This window comes from Burkholderia sp. ABCPW 111 (assembly GCF_000773065.1).
Lineage (GTDB): Bacteria > Pseudomonadota > Gammaproteobacteria > Burkholderiales > Burkholderiaceae > Burkholderia > Burkholderia savannae.
Window position 1 is genome coordinate 1 of sequence record NZ_JPWT01000132.1, and the last position, 20,699, is coordinate 20,699.

At 68.7% G+C, this 20,699-nt stretch carries 21 protein-coding genes and 1 pseudogene; 9 read left to right on the forward strand and 13 right to left on the reverse strand.

What is annotated here, in order from left to right:
* Positions 1 to 415: 415 nt before the first annotated feature.
* The 3 genes and pseudogenes from X946_RS28230 to X946_RS34775 form a co-directional block, all read left to right on the forward strand.
* The gene (locus tag X946_RS28230; RefSeq protein WP_038755014.1) at positions 416 to 1,060 is read left to right on the forward strand and encodes a hypothetical protein; all 645 of its coding nucleotides are present in this window, start codon (positions 416 to 418) and stop codon (positions 1,058 to 1,060) included.
* A 142-nt stretch (positions 1,061 to 1,202) separates the two neighbouring features.
* A complete protein-coding gene (locus X946_RS28235) occupies positions 1,203 to 2,138 on the forward strand; it encodes a MipA/OmpV family protein (protein ID WP_081990113.1) in 936 nt (311 codons plus the stop codon).
* Positions 2,139 to 2,167: 29 nt separating this feature from the next.
* Positions 2,168 to 2,257 (forward strand): annotated as a pseudogene (locus X946_RS34775) (DUF1328 domain-containing protein); the annotation flags it as partial.
* Positions 2,258 to 2,340: 83 nt separating this feature from the next.
* On the opposite strand, the gene X946_RS28240 reads toward X946_RS34775, so the two are convergent.
* A complete protein-coding gene (locus X946_RS28240; RefSeq protein ID WP_038755017.1) occupies positions 2,341 to 2,718 on the reverse strand; it encodes a DUF3175 domain-containing protein in 378 nt (125 codons plus the stop codon).
* Between the two features lie 7 nt (positions 2,719 to 2,725).
* Positions 2,726 to 3,010 (reverse strand): hypothetical protein, encoded by a 285-nt coding sequence (locus X946_RS28245; RefSeq protein WP_038755269.1) that lies wholly within the window; start codon positions 3,008 to 3,010, stop codon positions 2,726 to 2,728.
* Positions 3,011 to 3,252: 242 nt separating this feature from the next.
* Here X946_RS28245 and X946_RS35370 point away from each other — a divergent pair, with 242 nt between their 5' ends.
* A complete protein-coding gene (locus X946_RS35370; protein ID WP_156437393.1) occupies positions 3,253 to 3,402 on the forward strand; it encodes a hypothetical protein in 150 nt (49 codons plus the stop codon).
* A gap of 439 nt (positions 3,403 to 3,841) precedes the next feature.
* On the opposite strand, the gene X946_RS28250 is transcribed toward X946_RS35370, so the two are convergent.
* Positions 3,842 to 4,756 carry a LysR family transcriptional regulator gene (locus X946_RS28250; protein WP_038755020.1) on the reverse strand — a complete coding sequence of 305 codons (915 nt, stop codon included), beginning with the start codon at positions 4,754 to 4,756 and terminating at the stop codon, positions 3,842 to 3,844.
* A gap of 128 nt (positions 4,757 to 4,884) precedes the next feature.
* Here X946_RS28250 and X946_RS28255 point away from each other — a divergent pair, with 128 nt between their 5' ends.
* The 4 genes from X946_RS28255 to X946_RS28265 all read left to right on the forward strand — a co-directional run bounded on the left by X946_RS28255 (position 4,885) and on the right by X946_RS28265 (position 9,164).
* The gene (locus tag X946_RS28255) at positions 4,885 to 6,192 is read left to right on the forward strand and encodes an MFS transporter (protein WP_038755023.1); all 1,308 of its coding nucleotides are present in this window, start codon (positions 4,885 to 4,887) and stop codon (positions 6,190 to 6,192) included.
* A complete protein-coding gene (locus X946_RS28260; RefSeq protein WP_038755270.1) occupies positions 6,189 to 7,727 on the forward strand; it encodes a M81 family metallopeptidase in 1,539 nt (512 codons plus the stop codon). The genes X946_RS28255 and X946_RS28260 overlap by 4 nt, the downstream gene beginning before the upstream one ends.
* 88 nt (positions 7,728 to 7,815) lie before the next feature.
* Positions 7,816 to 8,391, forward strand: a complete 576-nt coding sequence (locus X946_RS36490; RefSeq protein ID WP_231751961.1) for a hypothetical protein — start codon at positions 7,816 to 7,818, stop codon at positions 8,389 to 8,391.
* Positions 8,392 to 8,396: 5 nt separating this feature from the next.
* A complete protein-coding gene (locus X946_RS28265) occupies positions 8,397 to 9,164 on the forward strand; it encodes a FadR/GntR family transcriptional regulator (protein WP_052145216.1) in 768 nt (255 codons plus the stop codon).
* Positions 9,165 to 9,310: 146 nt separating this feature from the next.
* Here the strand turns inward: X946_RS28265 and X946_RS28270 are convergent, their stop codons facing one another.
* The 4 genes from X946_RS28270 to X946_RS28285 all read right to left on the reverse strand — a co-directional run bounded on the left by X946_RS28270 (position 9,311) and on the right by X946_RS28285 (position 13,920).
* Entirely contained in the window at positions 9,311 to 10,741 is a 1,431-nt protein-coding gene (locus X946_RS28270) for an amino acid permease (protein ID WP_038755026.1), read from the reverse strand.
* Between the two features lie 84 nt (positions 10,742 to 10,825).
* Positions 10,826 to 11,899: a porin gene (locus X946_RS28275; protein ID WP_038755029.1), complete on the reverse strand. Its 1,074-nt coding sequence runs from the start codon at positions 11,897 to 11,899 to the stop codon at positions 10,826 to 10,828.
* A gap of 169 nt (positions 11,900 to 12,068) precedes the next feature.
* The gene (locus X946_RS28280) at positions 12,069 to 12,467 is read right to left on the reverse strand and encodes a RidA family protein (RefSeq protein WP_038755032.1); all 399 of its coding nucleotides are present in this window, start codon (positions 12,465 to 12,467) and stop codon (positions 12,069 to 12,071) included.
* A gap of 235 nt (positions 12,468 to 12,702) precedes the next feature.
* Positions 12,703 to 13,920, reverse strand: a complete 1,218-nt coding sequence (locus tag X946_RS28285) for an amino acid aminotransferase (protein ID WP_038755272.1) — start codon at positions 13,918 to 13,920, stop codon at positions 12,703 to 12,705.
* A gap of 242 nt (positions 13,921 to 14,162) precedes the next feature.
* Here X946_RS28285 and X946_RS28290 point away from each other — a divergent pair, with 242 nt between their 5' ends.
* Complete coding sequence (locus tag X946_RS28290) at positions 14,163 to 14,639, forward strand: Lrp/AsnC family transcriptional regulator (protein WP_038755035.1); 477 nt, start codon at positions 14,163 to 14,165, stop codon at positions 14,637 to 14,639.
* A gap of 422 nt (positions 14,640 to 15,061) precedes the next feature.
* On the opposite strand, the gene X946_RS28300 is transcribed toward X946_RS28290, so the two are convergent.
* The 6 genes from X946_RS28300 to X946_RS28325 are packed head-to-tail and all read right to left on the reverse strand — an operon-like array spanning position 15,062 to position 20,666.
* Positions 15,062 to 16,018, reverse strand: a complete 957-nt coding sequence (locus tag X946_RS28300) for a type II secretion system F family protein (RefSeq protein WP_038755041.1) — start codon at positions 16,016 to 16,018, stop codon at positions 15,062 to 15,064.
* 58 nt (positions 16,019 to 16,076) lie between these two features.
* On the reverse strand, positions 16,077 to 17,054 hold the full coding sequence (locus tag X946_RS28305) for a type II secretion system F family protein (RefSeq protein WP_038755044.1): 978 nt from the start codon (positions 17,052 to 17,054) through the stop codon (positions 16,077 to 16,079).
* A 27-nt stretch (positions 17,055 to 17,081) separates the two neighbouring features.
* Positions 17,082 to 18,449: a CpaF family protein gene (locus X946_RS28310; protein WP_038755047.1), complete on the reverse strand. Its 1,368-nt coding sequence runs from the start codon at positions 18,447 to 18,449 to the stop codon at positions 17,082 to 17,084.
* A 21-nt stretch (positions 18,450 to 18,470) separates the two neighbouring features.
* Positions 18,471 to 19,679: an AAA family ATPase gene (locus tag X946_RS28315; RefSeq protein WP_038755050.1), complete on the reverse strand. Its 1,209-nt coding sequence runs from the start codon at positions 19,677 to 19,679 to the stop codon at positions 18,471 to 18,473.
* Positions 19,680 to 19,701: 22 nt separating this feature from the next.
* A complete protein-coding gene (locus X946_RS28320) occupies positions 19,702 to 20,163 on the reverse strand; it encodes a TadE/TadG family type IV pilus assembly protein (protein WP_038755053.1) in 462 nt (153 codons plus the stop codon).
* Positions 20,160 to 20,666: a TadE/TadG family type IV pilus assembly protein gene (locus X946_RS28325; protein ID WP_038755055.1), complete on the reverse strand. Its 507-nt coding sequence runs from the start codon at positions 20,664 to 20,666 to the stop codon at positions 20,160 to 20,162. Before X946_RS28325 ends, X946_RS28320 begins: the two co-directional genes overlap by 4 nt.
* Between the last annotated feature and the right edge of the window lie 33 nt (positions 20,667 to 20,699).

Sequence of the window (20,699 nt, forward strand, 5' to 3'; positions counted from 1 at the left end):
ACGGACGGGCCAACGGACGGACGGGCCAACGGACGGACGGGCCAACGGACGGACGGGCCAACGGACGGACGGGCCAACGGACGGACGGGCCAACGGACGAACGGGCGGACGGACGAACGGACGAACGGACGAACCAACGGACCAACGGACCAACGGACCAACGGACGAACGGGCCAACGGGCCAACGGGCGAACGAACGGCCGGGCCGGGCCGTCCGCGGCCGCGAATGAGGGCGGCGACGAACGATTTGGCGTGCGACGGAGCGGTTGTCGCGGCAGGCAGCATTTCGTGCGCCGATCTTGACAAAAGTACACAGATCTTTTCCAAAATCGACACAGCCGAATGTAACGAAAAGTAATAATTCCGCGGCTCCCACCCGCGCCGACCGATGATCGGCTGAATGCGTTCAGTCCCGATGCAACACGAATCCGCAGCAAACTCCCCGATTCTGACCGTGCCGATCAGCTTGGCGCTGCGTCCCGTCATCGACGAAGTCGTCCATCGAAGCGTGTCGGAGGCGACGACCAAGAACGGCTACATGCGCTGCGCCGATTACGCGATCGTCGGCGCGCGCGTGCTGACCATGCTGACCGGCACGCGGTATCGGCCCGTCGCGGGCGGCGAGGTCATGGATTTCGGCGACGACACACTCTTCGTGCTCTGCTCGACGCGCGAGCGGCGCCGCGCCGCGAAGCATCTGTCGCAGCTCGCGCGCTATCACTGCTGGATCGAGGCGCGCCACACCGATGCCGCCGGGCTCGCGCGAACGGAGGTCATCGACTTCACGATGCGCCACGACGAAATTGTCGCGAGCATGGTCGGCATGTCGTTCTCGCGTTCGCATCAGGCGTATTTCTGGGGATGGGACGACGAGCACACGGTGCCGGCCGAATTGCGGGATCATCCGGCTTTCGCGAAGCAGGGGCCATACTGGCGCTGGGCGGAACGCGAATGCACGACGCTGCTGCGCGCGTACGAGCGTGAGCGCCCGGGCTACTTCGGGCGTCAGGTCGCGCGCGCGCTGAATCTGTTCGCGGATCGCGTCGAGCGCGAGGCTTGAGCTGACGCGCCGGCGTGCGCTCGAGGCGCCGGTGGCGCCGGTGGCGTCGGGGCGCGCGATGTGCTGCAATCGCGTGCCGGCAAAGGTTGGTTCGCGCGCGGGTTCGCCGCGGCGACAACAATCCGAACAACGAGGACAGCACATGGCCGACGCACGAGCCGTTCCAATCCGGGGAGCCGTCGCACCGCGCCGCGCGCCGGCGCGACGGCGCATCGATCGCATCGATCGCATCGATCGCATCGATCGCGCCGTGCGCGGCATCGTCTGCATCGCGTGCGCGGCGGCGGCCGTTTCGGCGCGCGCGCAGACGCCGTCGCCGGCCGCCGAGTGGCAGTATTCGGCCGGCGTGCCGCTCGACAAGCTTTTCGATCCGCAGCAGCCGGCATGGCAGATCGCGGTCGGCGCGGCCGCGACGCTGCAGCCGCGCTACGACGGCTCGAACCAGTATCGTCCGATGGCCGGGCCGACCCTCGACGTCCGCTATCGCGACCTGTGGTTCGTGTCGACGGGCGAGGGGATCGGCGTCAACGTGCTGCGCGGGCCGAACTGGCGCGCGACGATCTCCGTGGGCTACGACTTCGGCCGCCGCGAGGCCGACGACCGCGGTCATCTGACGGGCGTCGGCAACGTCAATCCGGCGGCGGTGATCAAGCTGTCGGCCGATTACGTGATCTCGCGCGATTTCCCGCTCGTGCTGCGCGCGGACGTTCGCCGCAGCGTCGGCGGCGCGAACGGCTGGGTCGCCGATCTCGCCGCGTACATGCCGCTGCCCGGCAGCTCGGAAACGTTCTACTGGTTCGCGGGGCCGACCGTCACGTTCGCCGATTCGCGCTACATGAACAGCTGGTTCGGCGTGAACGACGCGCAGGCGGCGCGCTCCGGCTATTCGCGCTATGCGCCGAGCGCGGGTGTGAAGTCGGTCGGCGGCGGCGTGACGCTCGTCTGGTTCGTCACGAAGCACTGGTTCGTGACGGCCGACGGCGCGGTCGAACAACTCGTCGGCAGCGCCGCGCGCAGTCCGCTCGCGCAGCGCTCGACGGATTCGGCCGTCGACGTGTCGATCAATTACCAGTTTTAGCGGGGTGGCGCGTCGCGTCGCCGCCGGTGGCCGGCGCGGCGGAGATCGCGAAGATCCTGCTCTATGCGTTCGCCGTGATCCTTCTCGTCGTGCTCGCGCTGGGCATCGCACGACGATGACGGCCGCGAGCGGGAAAGCGCGTTCGGCGCAACGCCGGCCGGCCGTCCGCAACGGTCGATCGGCGCTCGTCTCGGCGGATGCGTCAGGGCTTGCGGCCGAACGCCTCGCGCAATTTTTTCTTCGCGAGCTCGAGCGTTTCCCGGCGCGCCTTCGGAAGGTTTCGGCCGGCGCGGTTCACGTAGAAATTGAGCATCGACATCGCCGATTGAAACGGATTGGCCTTGCGCCGCGTGCTGTCGAGCGCGGAGCGCTTCAGCGATTGCGCGATCGCTTCGGGGTCGTCGGACTTGAAGATGTCGGGTTCGAGATCGAGCGCGTTGCTGTGCCGCGTCACGTCGTTCGACCAGTAGCGGCCGGATTTTTCCTGCGCGGTGCGGGCGCGCTTGCGGCCGGACGCGGGCGGACGGGGCGCGGTCTTGCGCGGGGCGCTCTTGCGGGCGGGCGTCTTGCCGGTAGCCATCGCGCGCTCACAGCTTGATGCCGCCCGCCTCGGGCGCGTTCGACGAGCCGGGCTCGACGTCGCCGGCGCCGAACCGCTCGGGACGCCGAGGCTCGAACGGCGGCCGCCGCGTGCGCGACGCCTGCGGCGCATGCATGTGCGCGGCGTGCGGACGGCCCGCATGCGCGCGGCGCGACGGACAGGCGCGGCACGCCGCGCGCGCGCCGACGCGCGAACCGGCCAAGCCTTCGGAACGCGGCCGCCGGCCGGCGGCGCGCGAGAACAGCAGGGCGATCGTTTCGAATATCCGCATCGCGTGCTCCTGACGGGCGGCGAGCATGCGCGAGATGCGCGAGATGCGCGAGATGCGCGAGTCTCGGCTCGCGCGCCGCGCGCTCGCCGCGTTGGCGTTCGGCCGGCCACGAGGCGGCCGGCCGTGAATCGAGAATGCAGGCAACGGATGTTCCGACGCGCGAGGCGCACGTGCGTCGCGACGAACGGCGGCGATGTCCATCGTCGCATATATCGCATATAAATTCTTCCGCGCGCAGATGAATGAGCGAAATCGGGCGCGCCCGCGCGGTGATGGTCGAGGGAACGGTCACGCTCGGCTTGCGCTGTGCGCGCTTGCGGGACGATGCGGCGTTGGGGCGCACGGCGCGCATCGTTTCATTTCAGGAAACGGTGCGGCGGATATGTTTTTAATGCTTCGGGCGCGACGGCTAATGTGCACACATTGCGTGCGTCGGCGCGAGATCGAGCGGCGATCGCGGTTCGGCTGGATATCGGGCATCGCCGGCTTCGAGCGAGTCGGCCGCGCTGTCGAGCGCCGTCCGCGAATGCATGCCGCCGCTCGACGTTCGCATATGCCGGCGCGTTGAGAAAAACGACGCTTCGCGATCGGCAAGCCCGACGATCGCATCTGCGCGTTGCAGCCCGAACGTTCGTGCGCCCGATCGCGGGGCCGCTTCGGCGTGCGGATTCGTTCGGAGAACCGATCGAGCGGAGCGTTTTCGATTGCCGCATCGGCCGAGCGCATCGTTCGCGCGACGCGCCGGCGCTCATGCGCTCCCGCGCTCACGTGCGCGTGCCGCGTCGGCGCGCATCAACGATCGCGCGCCGGCGGCGCTTCGCGCGCCGCGCGTCAAACCTTGAACGACGGCAAATCCCGCACGATCTGCGCGAGGATCTCGTTCGCCGCGCGCGGCAGCGCGCGCTCGTTGTGAACGAGCACCTTGCCGCAGGGCGAGTTGAACAGCGGATTGCGCATCCGCAGCGCGACGATCTCGCCGCATTCGAGATCGTCTTCGATCAGCAGGCGCGTGAGGAACGCGACGCCGTTGCCCGAACGCACGAAGCGCCGCATCGCGGGCACCGAGTTCGTGACGAGCCGCGGCGCGAGCGGAATGTTCTCCGCATGCGCGACGGTGTGCACGATCTGCCCGACGCCGTAATACGGCGCGGGCATCAGCGCGAGCGGATAGCTGACCGCCTCGCGCAATTCGAGCGGCTCGCCGCGCTTCGCGAGCGGATGATCGGGCGCGACCGCGAGAAACGTCGGATGCGCGACGCTCAGGCACTCGCGAATCTCTTGCGGCAGCGACGGATTGTACGTGAGGCCGATATGCGCACGTTTGCGTAATACGTCATCTACGACGCCGTCCGCGGTGCGCACGTTCAATGCGACCGATACGTGCGGATGCCGATGCAAAAAACGTGTGATAACGGAATCCATCAGGTCTTCGACATAGCCGACCGTCAGTGCGATCTCGACGCGCCCGCGCAATTCGCCGTGCAAGGATTCGTGGAATTGCTCTAATCCGATTCGGCACGCGTGCGTGTATTCGACGAGGAGGGTGGCGGCTTCGGTCGCGATCATGCCGTGCTGCCGGCGCTCGAACAGCGGTGCGCCGATTTCGCTCTCGAGCAGCTGCAATTGCCGGCTGACGACGGATGGCGCGGTGTTCAGCCGTTCTGCCGCCGCGCGGATCGATCCGTGGTCGAGGATTGCGTGGAAGTAGCGGAGGCGGTTGAGATTGACCTGGAACGATTGATCCATACACTTGTTGCCTTGCAAAGCAACGGCCGTACACCAAAGTTGCTGTCACTGGGATCATACAGTATGGAGATAATGGCCACGACAAATGAGCGCGGGAGTACGCGCACGCAGATTCCAATACGGGCCATATGAGAGAACAGAACGCTTCCGGAAACGCGCGCTCGCGAATCTATCGAAAGGTCGACATCCGCATCCTCGGGTTTCTCGCAGTCTGTTACGTCACGGCCTATATCGATCGCATCAACATCAGTTTCGCGAAGCTCGCGATGCAGACGGACCTCGGATGGAGCGAGGCCGTGTACGGCCTCGGCGCCGGAATCTTCTTTCTCGGCTACATGGCGTTCGAGGTGCCGAGCAATCTCTGGCTCACCCGTATCGGCGCGCGGCTCACGCTGAGCCGCATCATGGTGTTGTGGGGGCTGACATCGGTCGCGATGATGTTCGCCACCAACGTGACGACGTTCTACGCATTGCGTTTCCTGCTCGGCGTGTTCGAGGCGGGTTTCAGCCCCGGCATGCTGTTCTGTCTGACACGCTGGTATCCGGAGGCGCGAATGGCGCGCGCGATGGCGATGCTCTTGTGTGCGGGACCCGTCGGCGCCGTGATCGGCGGGCCGGTGTCGACGCTCATCATGACGCAGCTCGCGGGCGTGTATGGTCTGACCGGCTGGCAGTGGCTGTTTCTGCTCGAAGGGTTGCCGGCGGTGCTGCTCGGCGTCGTGCTGTTCTTCACGCTGAGCGAGCGGCCCGCCGACGCGAAGTGGCTGAGCGAGAGCGAGAAGTCGATCCTGCTCGCCGAGATCGGTTCGGCGCCGCGCGCGGCAAGCCGGCACACCGCGTTTCGCGAGGTCCTGAAAGATCCACGAATCTATGCGATGGCGTTCTCCTATTTCGCGATCATCTGCGGTCTCTATGCGGTCAGCTTCTGGCTGCCGACGCTGCTGCGCGGCGCTGGCGTGAAGAACCTGCTGCATATCGGCGCGCTGACCGCGCTGCCCTATCTCGCGGCGATCGTCGCGATGCAGGTGATCGGCCGGCGCTCCGACAAGCGCGGCGAGCGGCGTCTGCACAGCGCGATCGCGCTGCTGCTGAGCGCGGCCGCGTTGACGGTCACGGTGGTCGCGGGCGATCGCTTCGTCGTCGCGATGGTCGCGCTCGTCGCGGCGACCGCGCTGATGTATTCGGCCTACGCGGTGTTCTGGGCGATTCCCGCCGATTATCTGAAGGGCGACGTCGCCGCGGGCGGCATCGCGCTCATCAATTCGATCGGCCTGTTCGGCGGCTTCGTGAGCCCGACGGTCATCGGCTGGATCAAGACCACGACGGGCAGCCTGCAGGCCGGGCTGATGGTGATGGTCGCGCTGTTCGTCGCGGGCGCGATCGTGCTGCTCGCGAACCGCGTCGACGCGAAGAAATGGAGCGCCGCCGCATCATGAAGATCCTGGTCGCCGGATTCCGGCACGAGACGAACACGTTCGCACCGAGCAGGGCGTCCTACGCGAGCTTCGTCGCGGACGGCGGCCGCTATCCGCTGTCGCGCGGCGCGGAGATGCACCGGCTGAAGGGCATGAACCTGCCGATCGCGGGCGCGCTGGCGGCGATCGAAGACGCCGGGCATGTCGCGCTGCCCGCGATCTGGGCCGACGCGGCGCCGTCGGGCGTCGTCGAATCGGTCGCGTTCGAGCGGATCGCGGGCGAGATCGTCGACGCGGCGAAGCGGTGCGACGCCGACGGCATCTACGTCGACCAGCACGGCGCGATGGCGGCCGAGCATTACGACGACGGCGAAGGCGAACTGCTGCGCCGGCTGCGCGAGGCCGTCGGCGCGCGGGTGCCGATCGTCGCGTCGCTCGATCTGCATGCGAACGTCACGCGGCAAATGCTCGACAGCGCGGACGCGCTCGTCACATATCGCACCTATCCTCACGTCGACATGGCGGACACCGGGCGCCGCGCGATCGCGCTGCTCGACACGCTGCTCGGCAAGCGCGGCCGGCATCGCCATTTCCGGGCCGCGCGGCGCGTGCCGTTCCTGATTCCGGTCAACGCGATGTGCACGTCGCTCGAGCCTTCGAAGAGCGTGTTCCGGCTGCTCGACCGGCTGGAAACGGGCGGCGTGCGGTCGCTGTCGTTCGCGCCGGGCTTTCCGGCCGCGGACTTCGCCGAATGCGGGCCTTCGATCTGGGGCTACGGCGCCGATCCCGTCCAGCTCGCGCGCGCCGTCGACGCGCTGTACGAGCACGTCGTGTCGATCGAATCGGAGTGGTCGGTGCGCTTCATGTCGGCGGACGAGGCGGTGACGGAAGCGATCCGGATCGCGCGCCGCGCGGACAAGCCGGTCGTGATCGCCGATACGCAGGACAACCCGGGCGCGGGCGGCGGCTCGAACACGACGGGTTTGCTGCATGCGCTCGTCACGCATCGCGCGCCCGATACGGCGCTCGGGCTGTTCTTCGATCCCGCGGCCGCGTGCGCCGCGCACGCGGCGGGGCTCGGCGCGTCGCTCGAGATCACGCTCGGCGCGGAGAGCGGGCTGCCGTTCACGGGGACGTTTCGCGTCGAGTCGCTGTCGAACGGCCGCTGCCATTGCCATGGCCCGATGCTCAAGGGCGCGACGCTCGAGCTCGGCCCGACCGCGTGCCTGCGGATCGGCGACGTGCGCGTCGTCGTCACGTCGGCGCGCGTGCAGATGACTGACCGGAGCTTCTACCGGATCGCAGGCGTCGCGCCGGAAACGATGAAGATTCTGGTCAACAAGAGCTCCGTGCATTTTCGGGCGGATTTCGATGCGATCGCAGATTGCGTGCTGATTGCGAAAGCGGGCGGCTGGATGGCCGCCGACCCGGCCGATCTGCGCTGGACGTCGCTTGCCGACGGGATGCGCGTGAGCCCGTGCGGCGCGCCGTTCTTCGGCTGCGGCGCGCCGTGCTCGACGCACGCGGACGGGATCACGGGAGAGATGCGGATATAGGACGAATGCAGTGATGCGAGCGGCCGCGCAAGGTGCGCCAACACCCGGCGCGGCCTGACCACGGAAGACTTTCAGCGAAGACCCCACCATGGCTGTCGGCATTGTACGGCAACGTCCATGCCTCGTCGCGCGCGCGCCGCTGCGACGGCGCTGCGCGTTGCGTTTCCTGAGGCAGGCGCGAGGTCGCGGCGAGCGTCCGGCCGCGGCCCACGCGTTCGCGCTTGCGATCGTGCCGCGCGCGGGCGCCGCGCATGCGGCGGCCAAACCGTCGCGCGCGCCGGACTCGCCGGATGCGCGCCGATCGCCGTGTGCGCGGGAACAGGAACAGGTCATTTCCTCGCTGCGCGCCGATGCCGCCGCGCCGGCCCGGCGCGCGCCCGGCTCGCCCGCTTTCCGCTCCTTCGCGCCCGGCACGCGCCCGGGCGCATCGAATCGATTGTCACGACGCGCCCCGCGCGCGTCGCGCCCCATCTGCCGCCCGGTGGCCCGGTTGTCTGCGGCAGTGGCCTTGCGATCGGAACATGCTCCGATCGCGCTTTTTATTCCCGAGGCAGCGATTGTCGCAGCCGGTCCCGCCTTCGCATGCGTTCGTCGCGTTGCGGATGCGTTCACGTCGTCGCGCCTTCCGTTTTCAGCGAAGGAACCCCGTTCCGAACTTGGATGAGTACGATGAACTCCTTTGATACCAACCATCTCCTTAACCCGGCGCGCGCGCTGGCGAGACCGTTCGGCGATTCGGCCGAGCGCCGTTCGCTGAAGGCGTCCCCGCGCGTGCAGCGCGTGCTCGACGAGCTCGTCACGCGCATCGTCGACGGCGAATACACGTCCGGCCTGCTGCCGCCGCAGGACGTGCTCGCGCGCGAGCTGGGCGTGCCGCGCTCGGTGATGCGCGAGGTCACGCGGATGCTGACCGCGCGGCGGATGCTGCACGCGCGGACCAAGGCGGGCACGCGCCTCACGCCGCGCAGCGAATGGCGGCTGTTCGACGATCACGTGATGCAGTGGCGGATGCGGATCGCGTCGGACACGGATTTCCTGCTCGACGTCGCCGCGATGTGCGACCTGATCGAACCGGAGGCGGCCGCGCAGGTGGCGGTGCATTCGGACGACGCGCAGCGGCGCGCGATCCGCGCCGCGCATGCGGCGCTGCGCGAGGCGATCGAGCCCGACGCGCTGCGCCGCGCGCTCGAGCTGCTGCATGCGTCGATCGTCGAGGCGAGCCGCAATCAGTTCATCCGGCAGATGGCCGAGGTCGCGCGTGCGGGCGTGATGGCGATCGATCTCGACGCGGCGACGCTGCAGGAGCGCAACGACGCGATCCGCGACGCCGCCGCCAAGCTCGTCGCGGCGATCGACGGCCGCGACGGGGACGGCGCGCGCACGGCGATGGTCGCGCTGCGCGCGGCGGTCAACGAGGCGAGCCTCGATCCGGCCTGAGCGGGCCGGGCGTCGTGATGCGCGCCGCCGCGCCGCCGCGTGTGCGGCGTGCGTCTGACGTTTCGCGCCTCGCGCTCCACGTCTCGCGCCCCGCGCCTCGCGCCCCGCGCCTCGCGCTTCGCGCTTCGCGCACGGCGGCGGCGCGCTTATCGCGGCAGCGTCTGCGTGTCGGCGAGCGCTTCCGGCCGGCGGCGATATCGCGCGAGATACAGCACGCTCAGCGCGACGAGAAACGGCACGCCGAACACGAGCGTCATGTGAAACTCGGGCGTGAAGTACGTCGTCGCCATGATCGCGAGCATCAGCGCCGCGCCGGCGAGCGTGGCGAACGGGAAGCCGGGCATCCGGAAGCCGGCCGCCGGCAGCCCGCTCGCCGCGCGCTTGCGGCGGAAGAAGTAGTGCGTGACGAAGATCATCATCCACGTGAACATCGCGCCGAACATCGAGATCGCCATCATGATCGTGAACGACGCGTCCGGGTAGACGATGCTCACGAGCGTCGCGATCGCGATGCCGGCCGTCGACAGCAGCAGCGCGTTGAGCGGCACGCCGCGCGCGCTGAGCCGGCCGAGGCCGTGCGGCGCGTGGCCCGCGCACGCGAGGCTGAACATCATCCGCGTCGTGATGTAGAGCTGGCTGTTCATCGCGGACAGCGCGGCGATCAGCACGACGAAGTTGATGACGCCCGCCGCGCCCGGCAGGTGAATCGCGGTCATCACCTTGACGAACGGGCTCTCGTCGCGTCCGGCGGCGGTCCACGGGACGATCGCCAGCATCAGCGCGAGCGTGACGAGGTAGAACAGCACGAGGCGGACGACCGTCGAGCGGAACGCGCGCGTGACCGCGCGCTCCGGGTCCTGCGCCTCGCCCGCGGCGACGGCGATCATCTCGATGCTCAGGTAACTGAAGATCGACACGATCACCGCGACCCACATCCCCCATGCGCCTTTCGGGAAGAAGCCGCCGTGCTCGACGTAATGGCGCAGGCCCGGCGCGCCCGCGTTCGAGCCCGCGACGAGCGACGGATCGACGAACACGACGTAGCCGCCGATCGCGATGAACGCGACGATCGCCGCGATCTTCACGACCGAGAACCAGTATTCGACCGAGCCGAACACGTCGACGCTCAGCGCGTTGACGAGCACGAGCACGGCCGAGAAGCCCGCGATCCAGATCCAGCCGGGCACCGCGGGAAACCAGTACTTCATGTACAGCGCGATCGCGGTGACTTCGGTGCCGACCGCGAGCACGATGCACGCCCAATACGCGTAGCGCACGAGAAAACCCGCCCAGGGGCCGAGGTAGTGCTCGGCGTGCGCGCCGAACGAGCCCGACGTCGGATGCGCGACCGTCATCTCCGCGAGGCAGCCCATCAGCAGCAGCGAGATCAGCGCGCCGATCGCATAGCTGATCAGCACGCTCGGCCCCGCGAAACCGATCGCGAAGCCGCTGCCGAGAAAGAGGCCCGTGCCGATCGCGCCGCCGATCGCGATCATCGTCATCTGGCTGGCGCTCAGCGTGCGGCGCAGCCCGCCTTCGCGGGCCGCGATCGCGTGAAATTGCCCTTCCGAACTCATTGAATGCTCCTCCGATTGTCGTTATGGATGGCGGGCGCGCCGCGGCGCGCCCGCGCGATTGGCGTGAACGATCCGGACCGTTCGTCAGAACATGTGCCGCAGGCCGACCGCGACGCCCGTCTGATTGCCGCGGCCCGGCATCTCGGTGACGGCGCCGCCGGACACCTTGTTGTAGTCGACGCTCGCGTACGCCTGCGTCGCCTTCGACAGTGCGTACTCCGCTTCGAGCACGCCCGCGTAGCGCTTGCCGCCGTTGCCGTCGATGCCGTTCACGTTGCGGATCGCATCGTAATAGAACGCGCCCGTGAGCGTGATCGCCGGATCGATCCGGTACGCGGCGCCCGCGTAGCCGATCGTGTCGTAGCGCGGATGATCGGCGAACGAGCCGTAGGCGACCGTGCGGCCCGGATCGTTCAGGTAGTCGCGATCGATCGTGCCCGTCGCGTCCTTGCCGCCGAGATAGCCGACGAACAGCGTCGCGGGGCCGACGGCGTAGCGGCCCGCCGCGCCCCACATCTGCTGCGCGCGGCCGCCGGCGTCGCGCGTCTGCTGATAGACGGCGCCGATCGTCAGTGCGCCGTGCGTGTACGCGGAGCGCACGCCCCAGTACGCGTTGCGGCTCATGCTGCCCGCGACGCCGCCGAAGCCGTAGCTCGCGCCGAGCGCGAGGCCGCCGAGCGTGTTCGCATAGCTGACGACGTTGTTCGCGTAGCCCTGCGTGAGGAAGTACGGCCACATGTTCGCCGTGTAGTTGCCGATCGTCAGCGGATCGAGATCGCCGAACAGGTTGAAGCCCTCGGTGGTCTGGCGGCCGAGCTCGACCGTGCCGAAGCGGCCCGACAGGCCGACGTACGCGTAGCGGCCGAACAGGCGAGCGCCGTCCGCTTGCCCCGATTGCGGCTCGAAGCCGTTCTCGAGGCGGAAGATCGTCTTCAGGCCGTCGCCGAGATCCTCGGCGCCTTTCAGGCCCCAGCGGCTGTTCGTGATCGCGCCGTTCGCCATCTGCACGGCCCCGCCGTTCGCGGCGTCCGCGTGCGTCGTGTAGCGGATGCTCTGATCGACGATCCCGTACAGCGTGACCGAGCTCTGCGCGAATGCAGGGCCCGACAGCGCGATGCCGATCGCGACCGGCCATGTCGTTGCTCCAAACCTGTTCATCTTCGTTTCCTTGTCGATGTGTCGTTGTGCCGGACGGCGGGAAGCCCTCGCCGCGCGGCAACCTGCCGCGGCGAGGCGAGCGGGCCGCCGCCGTCCGTGTTGCGACGCGCTCCGCGCGCGCCGCCGCCGGCCTCGTCGGCGGGCGGCGGCGCGTGGATCGAATGCGAAACTAGTCGGCCGCGCGGCTCGACGCGCGGCCGAGCGCGACGTGCGCGACGAGCTCGATGCGCATGTCCGGATGCGCGAAGCCGTGCACCGCGACGCATGCGCGGTTCGGGTACGGTGCGTCGAAGAACTCGCGGTAGACGGCATCGATGATGGGGATGTCGCGTGCGTCGGCGACGTACAGCAGCACCTGGGCGACGTCCTGCATGTGCGCGCGGGCGGCGCGCACGGTTGCGGCGAGGTTCGACAGCGTGAGACGCGCCTGCCGCGCGATGTCGCCGCCGATGATCGCGCCCGTCGCATCGACGGGACCGTGCGCGGTGAACATCAGGCCGTGCGCGTGCGTGGCCCACGAGAACGGCTGTGCGGGTGCGGGCAGATCGACGGGAATCAGTGCGGGCATGGGGGGACTCTTTCGGATGTCTGATTATTGGAGCGGGGCCGCGGGCGTCGCGGCGCTCGCGCGCCGCGGCTCGGGGCGCCGGCTGGCTTCGGGTTCGGCTTGGGGTTCGGGTTCGGACTCGGACCCGGACCCGGACCCGGCTTCGGTTCCGGAATTCGGCTGCGGCATCCGGCTTTGCCTTTCGATTTCAGCCCGGATGCCGTGCATCACGAATCACGCCGCGACGCATCGCGCATCACGCCGCGACGCGCGCCCGGCGCGTCTTCAACACGCCGGCGATCGCGTTCGCGACATGATCGACGTTCGCGTCGCTCAGCCCGGCGATGCACGCGCGCCCGGAGCGCAGCAGGTACACGCCGTCGCGCTCGCGCAGCGCGTCGACTTCGGCGGGCGCGAGGCCGGTGTAGCTGAACATTCCGCGCTGCTCGACGAGGTAGTCGAACGACGCGCCCGGCACGAGCGCAGCGAGCCGCGCGGCGAGCGCCGAGCGCATCCGCTTGATGCGCTCGCGCATCGCGGCGACGTCGCGCGCCCATTGCTGCGCGAGCGCTGCGTCGTTCAGCACGGTCGAGATGAGCCGCGCGCCGTGAAGCGGCGGGCTCGAATAGATGCGGCGCACGCCCGCCTGAATCTGGCTCAGCACGCGGGCCGCCTCGCTTTCGTTCGCGCACGCGATCGACAGCCCGCCGCAGCGTTCGCCGTACAGCGAGAAATTCTTCGAGAACGAATGGCTGACGAAGACGGGCAGCCCCGCGTCGGTCATCGCGCGGATCGGCCAGGCGTCGTCGTCCAGGCTGTCGCCGAAGCCTTGATATGCGATGTCGAGGAACGGGATCAGCCCGCGCCGGCCGCACAGCGCGGCGAGCTCGCGCCACTGCTCGCGCGACAGGTCGATGCCCGTCGGGTTGTGGCAGCACGGCTGCAGCAGCACGATCGCGCGCGCGGGCAGCGTGTCGAGCGTCGCCGTCATCGCGTCGAAGCGGATGCCGTTCGTCGCCGCGTCGTAGTACGGGTACGTGTGCACGTCGAGGCCCGCCGCCGCGAACAGCACACGGTGGTTGTCCCATGTCGGATCGCCGATCCAGATCGCGCTGTCGGGGAAATAGCGCTTCAGCAGGTCCGCGCCGAGACGCAGCGCGCCGGAGCCGCCGACCGTCTGCACCGTCGCGATCCGCTTGTCGCGCAACGCGGTGCTGCCGGCGCCGAACAGCAGCGATTGCAGCGCGCGCCGGTAGTCGGCCATGCCTTCCATCGGCAGATACGTGTGCGCGTCGTGCCGCTCGCTCAGGCGCGCCGCCGCCGCGCGCACGCTGTCGAGGACGGGCACGGCGCCGCTTTCGTCGTAATACAGGCCGATGCTGAGGTTGACCTTGCGCGGCTCGGGATCGCGCTGGAACGCCTGGAACAGCGACAGGATCGGGTCGCCGGGGTACGCGTGGATGTGTTCGAACATGGTGGAGGCGGCTTGCGGGTGACGGTGGCGGAAACAGCGGCTCGGCGCGGCGCGGCGCGTCGCATCGCCCGCAGGCCGCGCCGCCGCGCCGCGTGCGGCCTTGCGGGCCGCCTCCGCTGCACGATTCATGGGGCGCATGTTATCGACGAAAAAATGAAATGTGCTTCGGAAATCGTGCTTGCCTACGTTTCGTCGTGATAGAGTCTGCGAATTGAGATTGTTTTTTTGCGGGATTCTGCGAAATGAGCCTGGATCGTACCGATATGCGCATTCTTCGCGAGCTGGAGAGCGACGGGCGCATCAGCAATCAGGACCTCGCGACGTCGGTCGCGCTGTCGCCGTCCGCGTGCCTGCGGCGCGTCAAGCTGATGGAGGAGCAGGGCGTGATCGAAGGCTATCGGTGCGTGATCGCGCCGAAGCGCATCGGCGTCGAATTCGAGGCGCTCGTGCATGTGTCGATGCGGCCCGACATCGACGACTGGCACGATTCGTTCGTCGCCGCGATCCAGTCGTGGCCGGAAGTCGTCGCCGCGCAGGTGGTGACGGGCGAATCGAACTACGTGCTGACCGTGCGGGCGCGCAGCCTCGATCACTTCTCCGAGTTCGTGATGAACAAGCTGCACCGCGCGCGCGGCGTGATGTCGACGAATTCGAGCATCGTGCTCGCGACGCTCAAGCGCGACGGCTCCGTGCTCGATCTCGCGGCCAAGCCCGCTTAGCGCCCGTTTGGAAATGCAAATTTCCGCCCTCGTAGCCACGCTGATGTAGAGCGCTGCTTTGAAAGTGGCCCGTGGGCAAGGAATGCAGGCGTGGGCCAGATGAGCTGGAATTCGCCATTTCATCCATTTTCAAACGGGCTCTGAGCGCGGCGCGCGGCGGGGCAAGCGCGAGCGCCTTCCGTACGTGATTCACGCCGCATGCGCGGCGTGTCTTCTTTCGGGTGATCGGGTGATCGGGTGATCGTGCAATCGGACGGCGCGGGCGTGCGGCGAACGTGCGGCCGCCGAACGCGGCGCGCGGCCGGCTTTCCCCGCCCCGCCCGCCGCGCGGCTTTCGCATTCTTGTCGTCGGCGCGGCGGGCCGGCCGCCCGCGCGGCGCCGGCGGCACGGCGATACCACCCGGCGCCGCCGCGAGCGCCGCTCAACCGCCCGTCATCGTCGGCAGCAGCGTCCGGTAGATATGGATGAACGCGGGCCCGAGCAGCACCGTCAGCAGCGCCGGGAAGATGCAGAAGATCAGCGGAAACAGCAGCTTCAGCGCGATCTTCGCCGCGCGCTCCTCCGCGCGCATCCGCCGCTGCGTGCGCAGCGTGTCCGACAGCACGCGCAGCGACGCGCCGATGCTCGTCCCGAAACGGTCCGCCTGGATCAGCATCGCGCTGAACGCGTCGACGTCCTCGGCGCCCGTGCGCAGCGCGAGGTTGCGCAGCGCGGCTTCCTTCGAGAAGCCGGAGCGCATCTCGAGCAGCATCAGCCCGAGCTCGTCCGCGACGACCGGGCTGCGCAGCCGCAGCTCGTCGGCGACTTTCGTCAGCGCCGCGTCGAGCCCGAGGCCGGCTTCGACGCACACGGTCAGCAGATCGATCGCGTCCGGAAAATCCTCGACGATCATGCGCTGGCGCGACGCGATGCGGCGCGCCAGCATGGCGTTCGGCAGATAGAAGCCGAACGCGCCGATCAGCACGAGCATCGCCGACACCGAGTACGGGCTGTCGCCGAGCGCGGTGCCGATCATGAACGGCATCGCGGCCGCGGGCAGCGCGAGCGCGAGCACGGTCTTCGCGGCGAAGTACAGGTGCGCCGCGCCCGGCGAACGCCATCCGGCGTTGATGAGGCGCAGCCGCAGCGGCGAATTCTCCCAGCCGGCCTTCGGCAGCGACAGCTTCGAGATCGGCTGCGAGATTTCGGCGAGCTTCTCGACCCAGACGGCCGGCGGCGCCGGGCCGTCGCCCGTCGCAACCGCGGCGCCGCCGATCTGCTCGAGGCGGCGCGCGAAGCCGCGCGGCGCGAGCGCGAGCCACGCGCCCATCACCCCCGCGACGACGACCGCGAACAGGCCGAACAGCAGCAGGATTTGCGTGACGTTGAGATTTTCCATGACAGTCCCCGAATGTCGTTCAACGAATGATTGATTGCCGGATGTGCCGCGCGCCGCTTCACACGCGAATGCGGATGATGTGCCGCATCCACAGGATGCCGAACGCCATCGACGCGATCGTGACCCCGACGAGCAGCATGCCGGCCGGGTCCTGCCAGAGCACCGCGATGAAGTCGGGATTCATGATCGACAGCAGGCCCGCCGTGCCGAACGGCAGCAGCGTCAGGATCAGCGCGGACAGCTTGCCTTCCGCCGACAGCACGCGGATCTTGTCGAACAGCTTGAAGCGCTCGCGGATCAGCAGCGCAATGCCGTCGAGCAGCTCGGCGAGGTTGCCGCCCGTCTCGCGCTGGATCAGCACCGCGATCACGAAGTAGCGCAGGTCGGGCACCGGCACGCGCGTCGCGAGATTCAGCAGCGCTTCCTGAAGCGGCACGCCGTAGTTGATCTCGTCGAACGTGATCCGGAACTCGCCGCCCATCGGCTCGGCGAATTCGCCGCCCACCATCGAGATCGCGCTCGAGAACGCGTGGCCGGCGCGCAGCGCGCGCGCGATCATGTCGCATGCGTCCGGCAGCTGGCGTTCGAGCTTGCGCAGGCGGCGCGTGCGGCACCGCAGCACGAACAGCGTCGGCAGGCTCACCATCGCGACCGACACCGCGGCGGCGGCCCACAGCGGCAGCGGCGCGAAGCTGAGCGCGACGAACACGACGAACGGCATCGCCAGCGAGATCCACGCGAGCTTCACGACCGACCACGCGAGGCCCGATTGCTCGATCATCAGGTCGAGCGTCTGCACGCGAGGCAGGCGCATCAGCAGGCGGTCGAGCGGCTTCGCGTCGTTGAGCATCCGCTCCTTGAGGATCGACAGCCGCTCCTTCTGCACCTGGCCGCCCGCCGACATCGCGCGGATGCGCGCCTCGATGCGGCGCGCGGCCGGCCCGTGGCGGGCGTTCCACCATTGATAGACGCCTTCGAACGCCAGCACCACGGCGACGAACAGCAGCAGGATGAAACCGTAGAAGATCGGGTCCATGACAGGCTCCTTCATGCGGCGCGGGATTTACGCCACTTCGAAGCGGCGCGCGGGATCGTACATCGCGTCGGGCAGCTGGATGCCGAACGCGTTCAGACGCTCGGTGAACTTCGGCCGCACGCCCGTCGCGGTGAAGTGGCCGAGCACGTTGCCGTTCGCGTCGAGACCGGTGCGCTTGAACGTGAAGATCTCCTGCATGTTGATGATTTCGCCTTCCATGCCGGTCAGCTCCTGGATGCTGACGATCTTGCGCTTGCCGTCCGTGAGGCGCGTGGTCTGCACGACGACCGACAGCGCCGAGCTGATCTGCTGGCGCATCGTCTTCGGCGGCAGCGAGAGGCCCGCGACGCCGATCATGTTCTCGAGCCTCGTCAGCGCGTCGCGCGGCGTGTTCGCGTGGATCGTCGCGAGCGAGCCCTCGTGGCCGGTGTTCATCGCGTTGAGCATGTCGAGCGCTTCGGCGCCGCGCACTTCGCCGAGAATGATGCGGTCGGGGCGCATCCGCAGCGCGTTGCGCACGAGCGTGCGCTGCGTGATCTCGCCCTTGCCCTCGATGTTCGGCGGGCGCGTCTCGAGCCGCAGCACGTGATGCTGCTGCAGCTGGAGCTCGGCGGCGTCCTCGATCGTGACGATCCGTTCGGCATCCGGAATGTAGCCGGACAGGATGTTCAGGAGCGTCGTCTTGCCGCTGCCGGTGCCGCCCGACACGAGCACGTTGACCTTCGCGCGCGCGAGCGCTTCGAGCAGCTGCGCCATCGGCGGCGTGAGCGTCTGGTAGTTGACGAGATCGTCCATCTTCAGCGGGTTGACCGCGAAGCGGCGGATCGACATCAGCGGGCCGTCGATCGCGGAAGGCGGGATGATCGCGTTCACGCGCGAGCCGTCGGGCAGGCGCGCGTCGACCATCGGGCTCGATTCGTCGATGCGCCGGCCGACGCGCGACACGATCTTCTCGATCACCTTCATCAGGTGCGCGTCGTCGTAGAACGTGACGTCGGTCAGCTCGAGCCGGCCGAACCGCTCGACGTAGACGGCGCTCGCCGTGTTGACGAGGATGTCCGACACGGTCGGGTCGCGCAGCAGCGATTCGAGCGGGCCGAAGCCGAACATTTCGTCGTAGATGTCGATCGTCAGCTGGCGGCGCTCGAGATCGTTCGCGAGCAGCTTCTCTTCGTCGAGAATGCGCGCGATCAGCGTCGCGATCTCGTTGCGCACCTGCTCGGCGGGCAGCCGCGACAGGCGCTCGAGCTCGACGCGCTCGAGCACGGCGCCGTGCATCTGGCGGCGCAGCTTCTGATACGCTTCGCGCGCCATCGCGGTGGCCGCGCCGACGGCCTCGTTTCGGGACATGAACGGTGGCGCGCGCCGCGTGGACATCTGGTCTCGCAATGACATGATGGTCTCCTCGAACGGGTATTACATCGATTTGAGTTTGGGCGTCGCGCCGCGGCTGAAGAGCCGGGCGAACAGCGGCGCGTCGTGCTCGGCGTCGCGCCGCGGGCGCTGCGCGCCGTCGACGAGATGCTTCGCGAACGCCTGCAGGCTGCGCGCGACGGCGCAGCCGCGCGCGAGCCGCGACAGCGGCACGCCCTGGTCGACGGCCTCGCCGACCGCAGCGGGATCGTCGGGTATCACATACGAAGCGCGCATGCTCAGCACTTCCTCGAGCGCCGCGCGCGCGCGCTCGGACGCGCGCGTCTGCCGGTTCAACACGAGCTGGATGCGATCGAGCGGGCAGCCGAGCGACACGAGCAGCTCCTGCAGGCGCCGGGCCGCGCGCACGTGCGGCATGCTCGGCTGCAGCACCACTTCGATGTGATCGCTGCGGTCGAGCGCGACCATCGACACCGCGTTCAGGCTCACGCCGAGATCGAAGATCACGAAGTCGTAGCGCGGCGCGGCGACGCCGAGAATCCATTCGAGCGCGTCCTCGCGCAGGTCTGCGGCCTTGAGCGGATCGCCCGCGCCCGCGAGCACATGAAACGTTTCGGTCACGCGCACCACGCTCGCGTCGAGAAACGCGCCGTCCAGTCTTTCGAGCTGCCCGCAGAGCTGCGCGATGGTCGACGGCGGCGTCTGGTCGCTGACGAGGAACGCGGCGTCGGCGAACTGCTGGTTCAGGTCGATGAGCAGCGTGCGGCGCTTCGAGTCTTCGGCGATCTCGTACGCGACGTTGCCCGCGATGAAGCTCGTGCCCGCGCCGCCCTTGCACGACATGAACGACACGACGCGCGTGTCGGGCGTGTCGCGCTGCGTGCATTGCAAGGCCGCGCGCTCGAGCGCGGCGTCGAGCACGCGCGGCTCGACCGGCCAGGGCAGCACGTCGCGCACGCCGGCGCGCATCGCGTCGAGCAGCGTCTGCGACGACGCGTCGGTCGTCACGAGCATGCACGTGAGGCCCGGATGCAGGCGGCTCAGCTTCTCGATCGCGGCGAGCTCGGCGGTGTCGAGCGCGACGCCGTCGATCATCAGGATGTCGAATGCATCGAGGCCGTCGGTGCGCTGTACGATCTGCGCGGCGCGGCCGACCGTGCGCGTGACGCGATAGCGGCCGGCATCGCCGACGAGCCGCGCGAGATGCGCGAGCCGCGATGCGTCTTCGGAAGCGACGAGGATGTTGATCATGGTCGTTGACCTCGCGTGGATTTCATTGACAGACCGTGCCGCCCGTCGACGTCGCGAGACTTTCGCGGGGCAGCGTGGTGACGAAGGGGGGCATCGCGAGCGTGAGCGGCACGAACGGAATCAGCGTCTTGACCGTCACGTTCGTGACCGACACGGTGACGAACGTGCAGGTGCTGCGCGCCGTCGCCGCGTCGGAATCGCAGCCGGCGGGCGCGTACGACAGGCTCACGTTCGCATTGCCGATGAGCGGCATCAGCTGGCTGATGCGCGTCTTCACGACGGACGCGTCGGCGTCGCAGACGGCCGCCGTGCGTGCGCCGAGCCGGACCGCCTCGCTCGCGGTGTTCCAGTAGAACAGCACGCGGCTGAACTCGCAGATGCCGATCAGGATCGTGCAGAGGATCGCGGCGACGAGCGCGAACTCGACGGCCGCCATGCCGCGCTGCGCACGGCGCCGGGCGAGGGAGAAGGGGCGCGCGTTCATGACACTTGCCTCATCACGGTGACGATGTTGCCGAAGGTCAGCGTCGGCAGCCCCGGGAAGGCGGGAATCGGGCGGTATTGATAGCCCTTGATCTTGACCTCGACGAGATTGATGCTGCCCGCGAGGTTCGCCGGATCGGGCGAGCCGTTGTTCGTGTCGTAGGTCGGCACGTTCGCGAACTGCGCGGGATCGGACGCGTCGCCGCAGTTCGTCGTGTGCGACGCGTCGCACACGACGACCATCGACGTCGTGAGGCCGGGCGCGAGCTCGCTGCCGGTCGAGCCGCAGGTCGTGCTGCCGTAGACGGCGAGGCACTGCGCCTGCGCGACCGGATACGCGGGGTCGGTCGACAGGTACGTCGACAGATAGCGCGTCGCGTCGCGCGTCGCTTTCGTCAGCGCCTCGTACTGGTAGATCGCGCGGCCGAATTCCGCGACGCCGGTCACGAGCAGCACGAGCGGAATCATCACGATCGCGAATTCGACCGCGACGGCGCCGCGCATGCGCGACGCGCGGGGAGGCAATGAGAGTCGGTT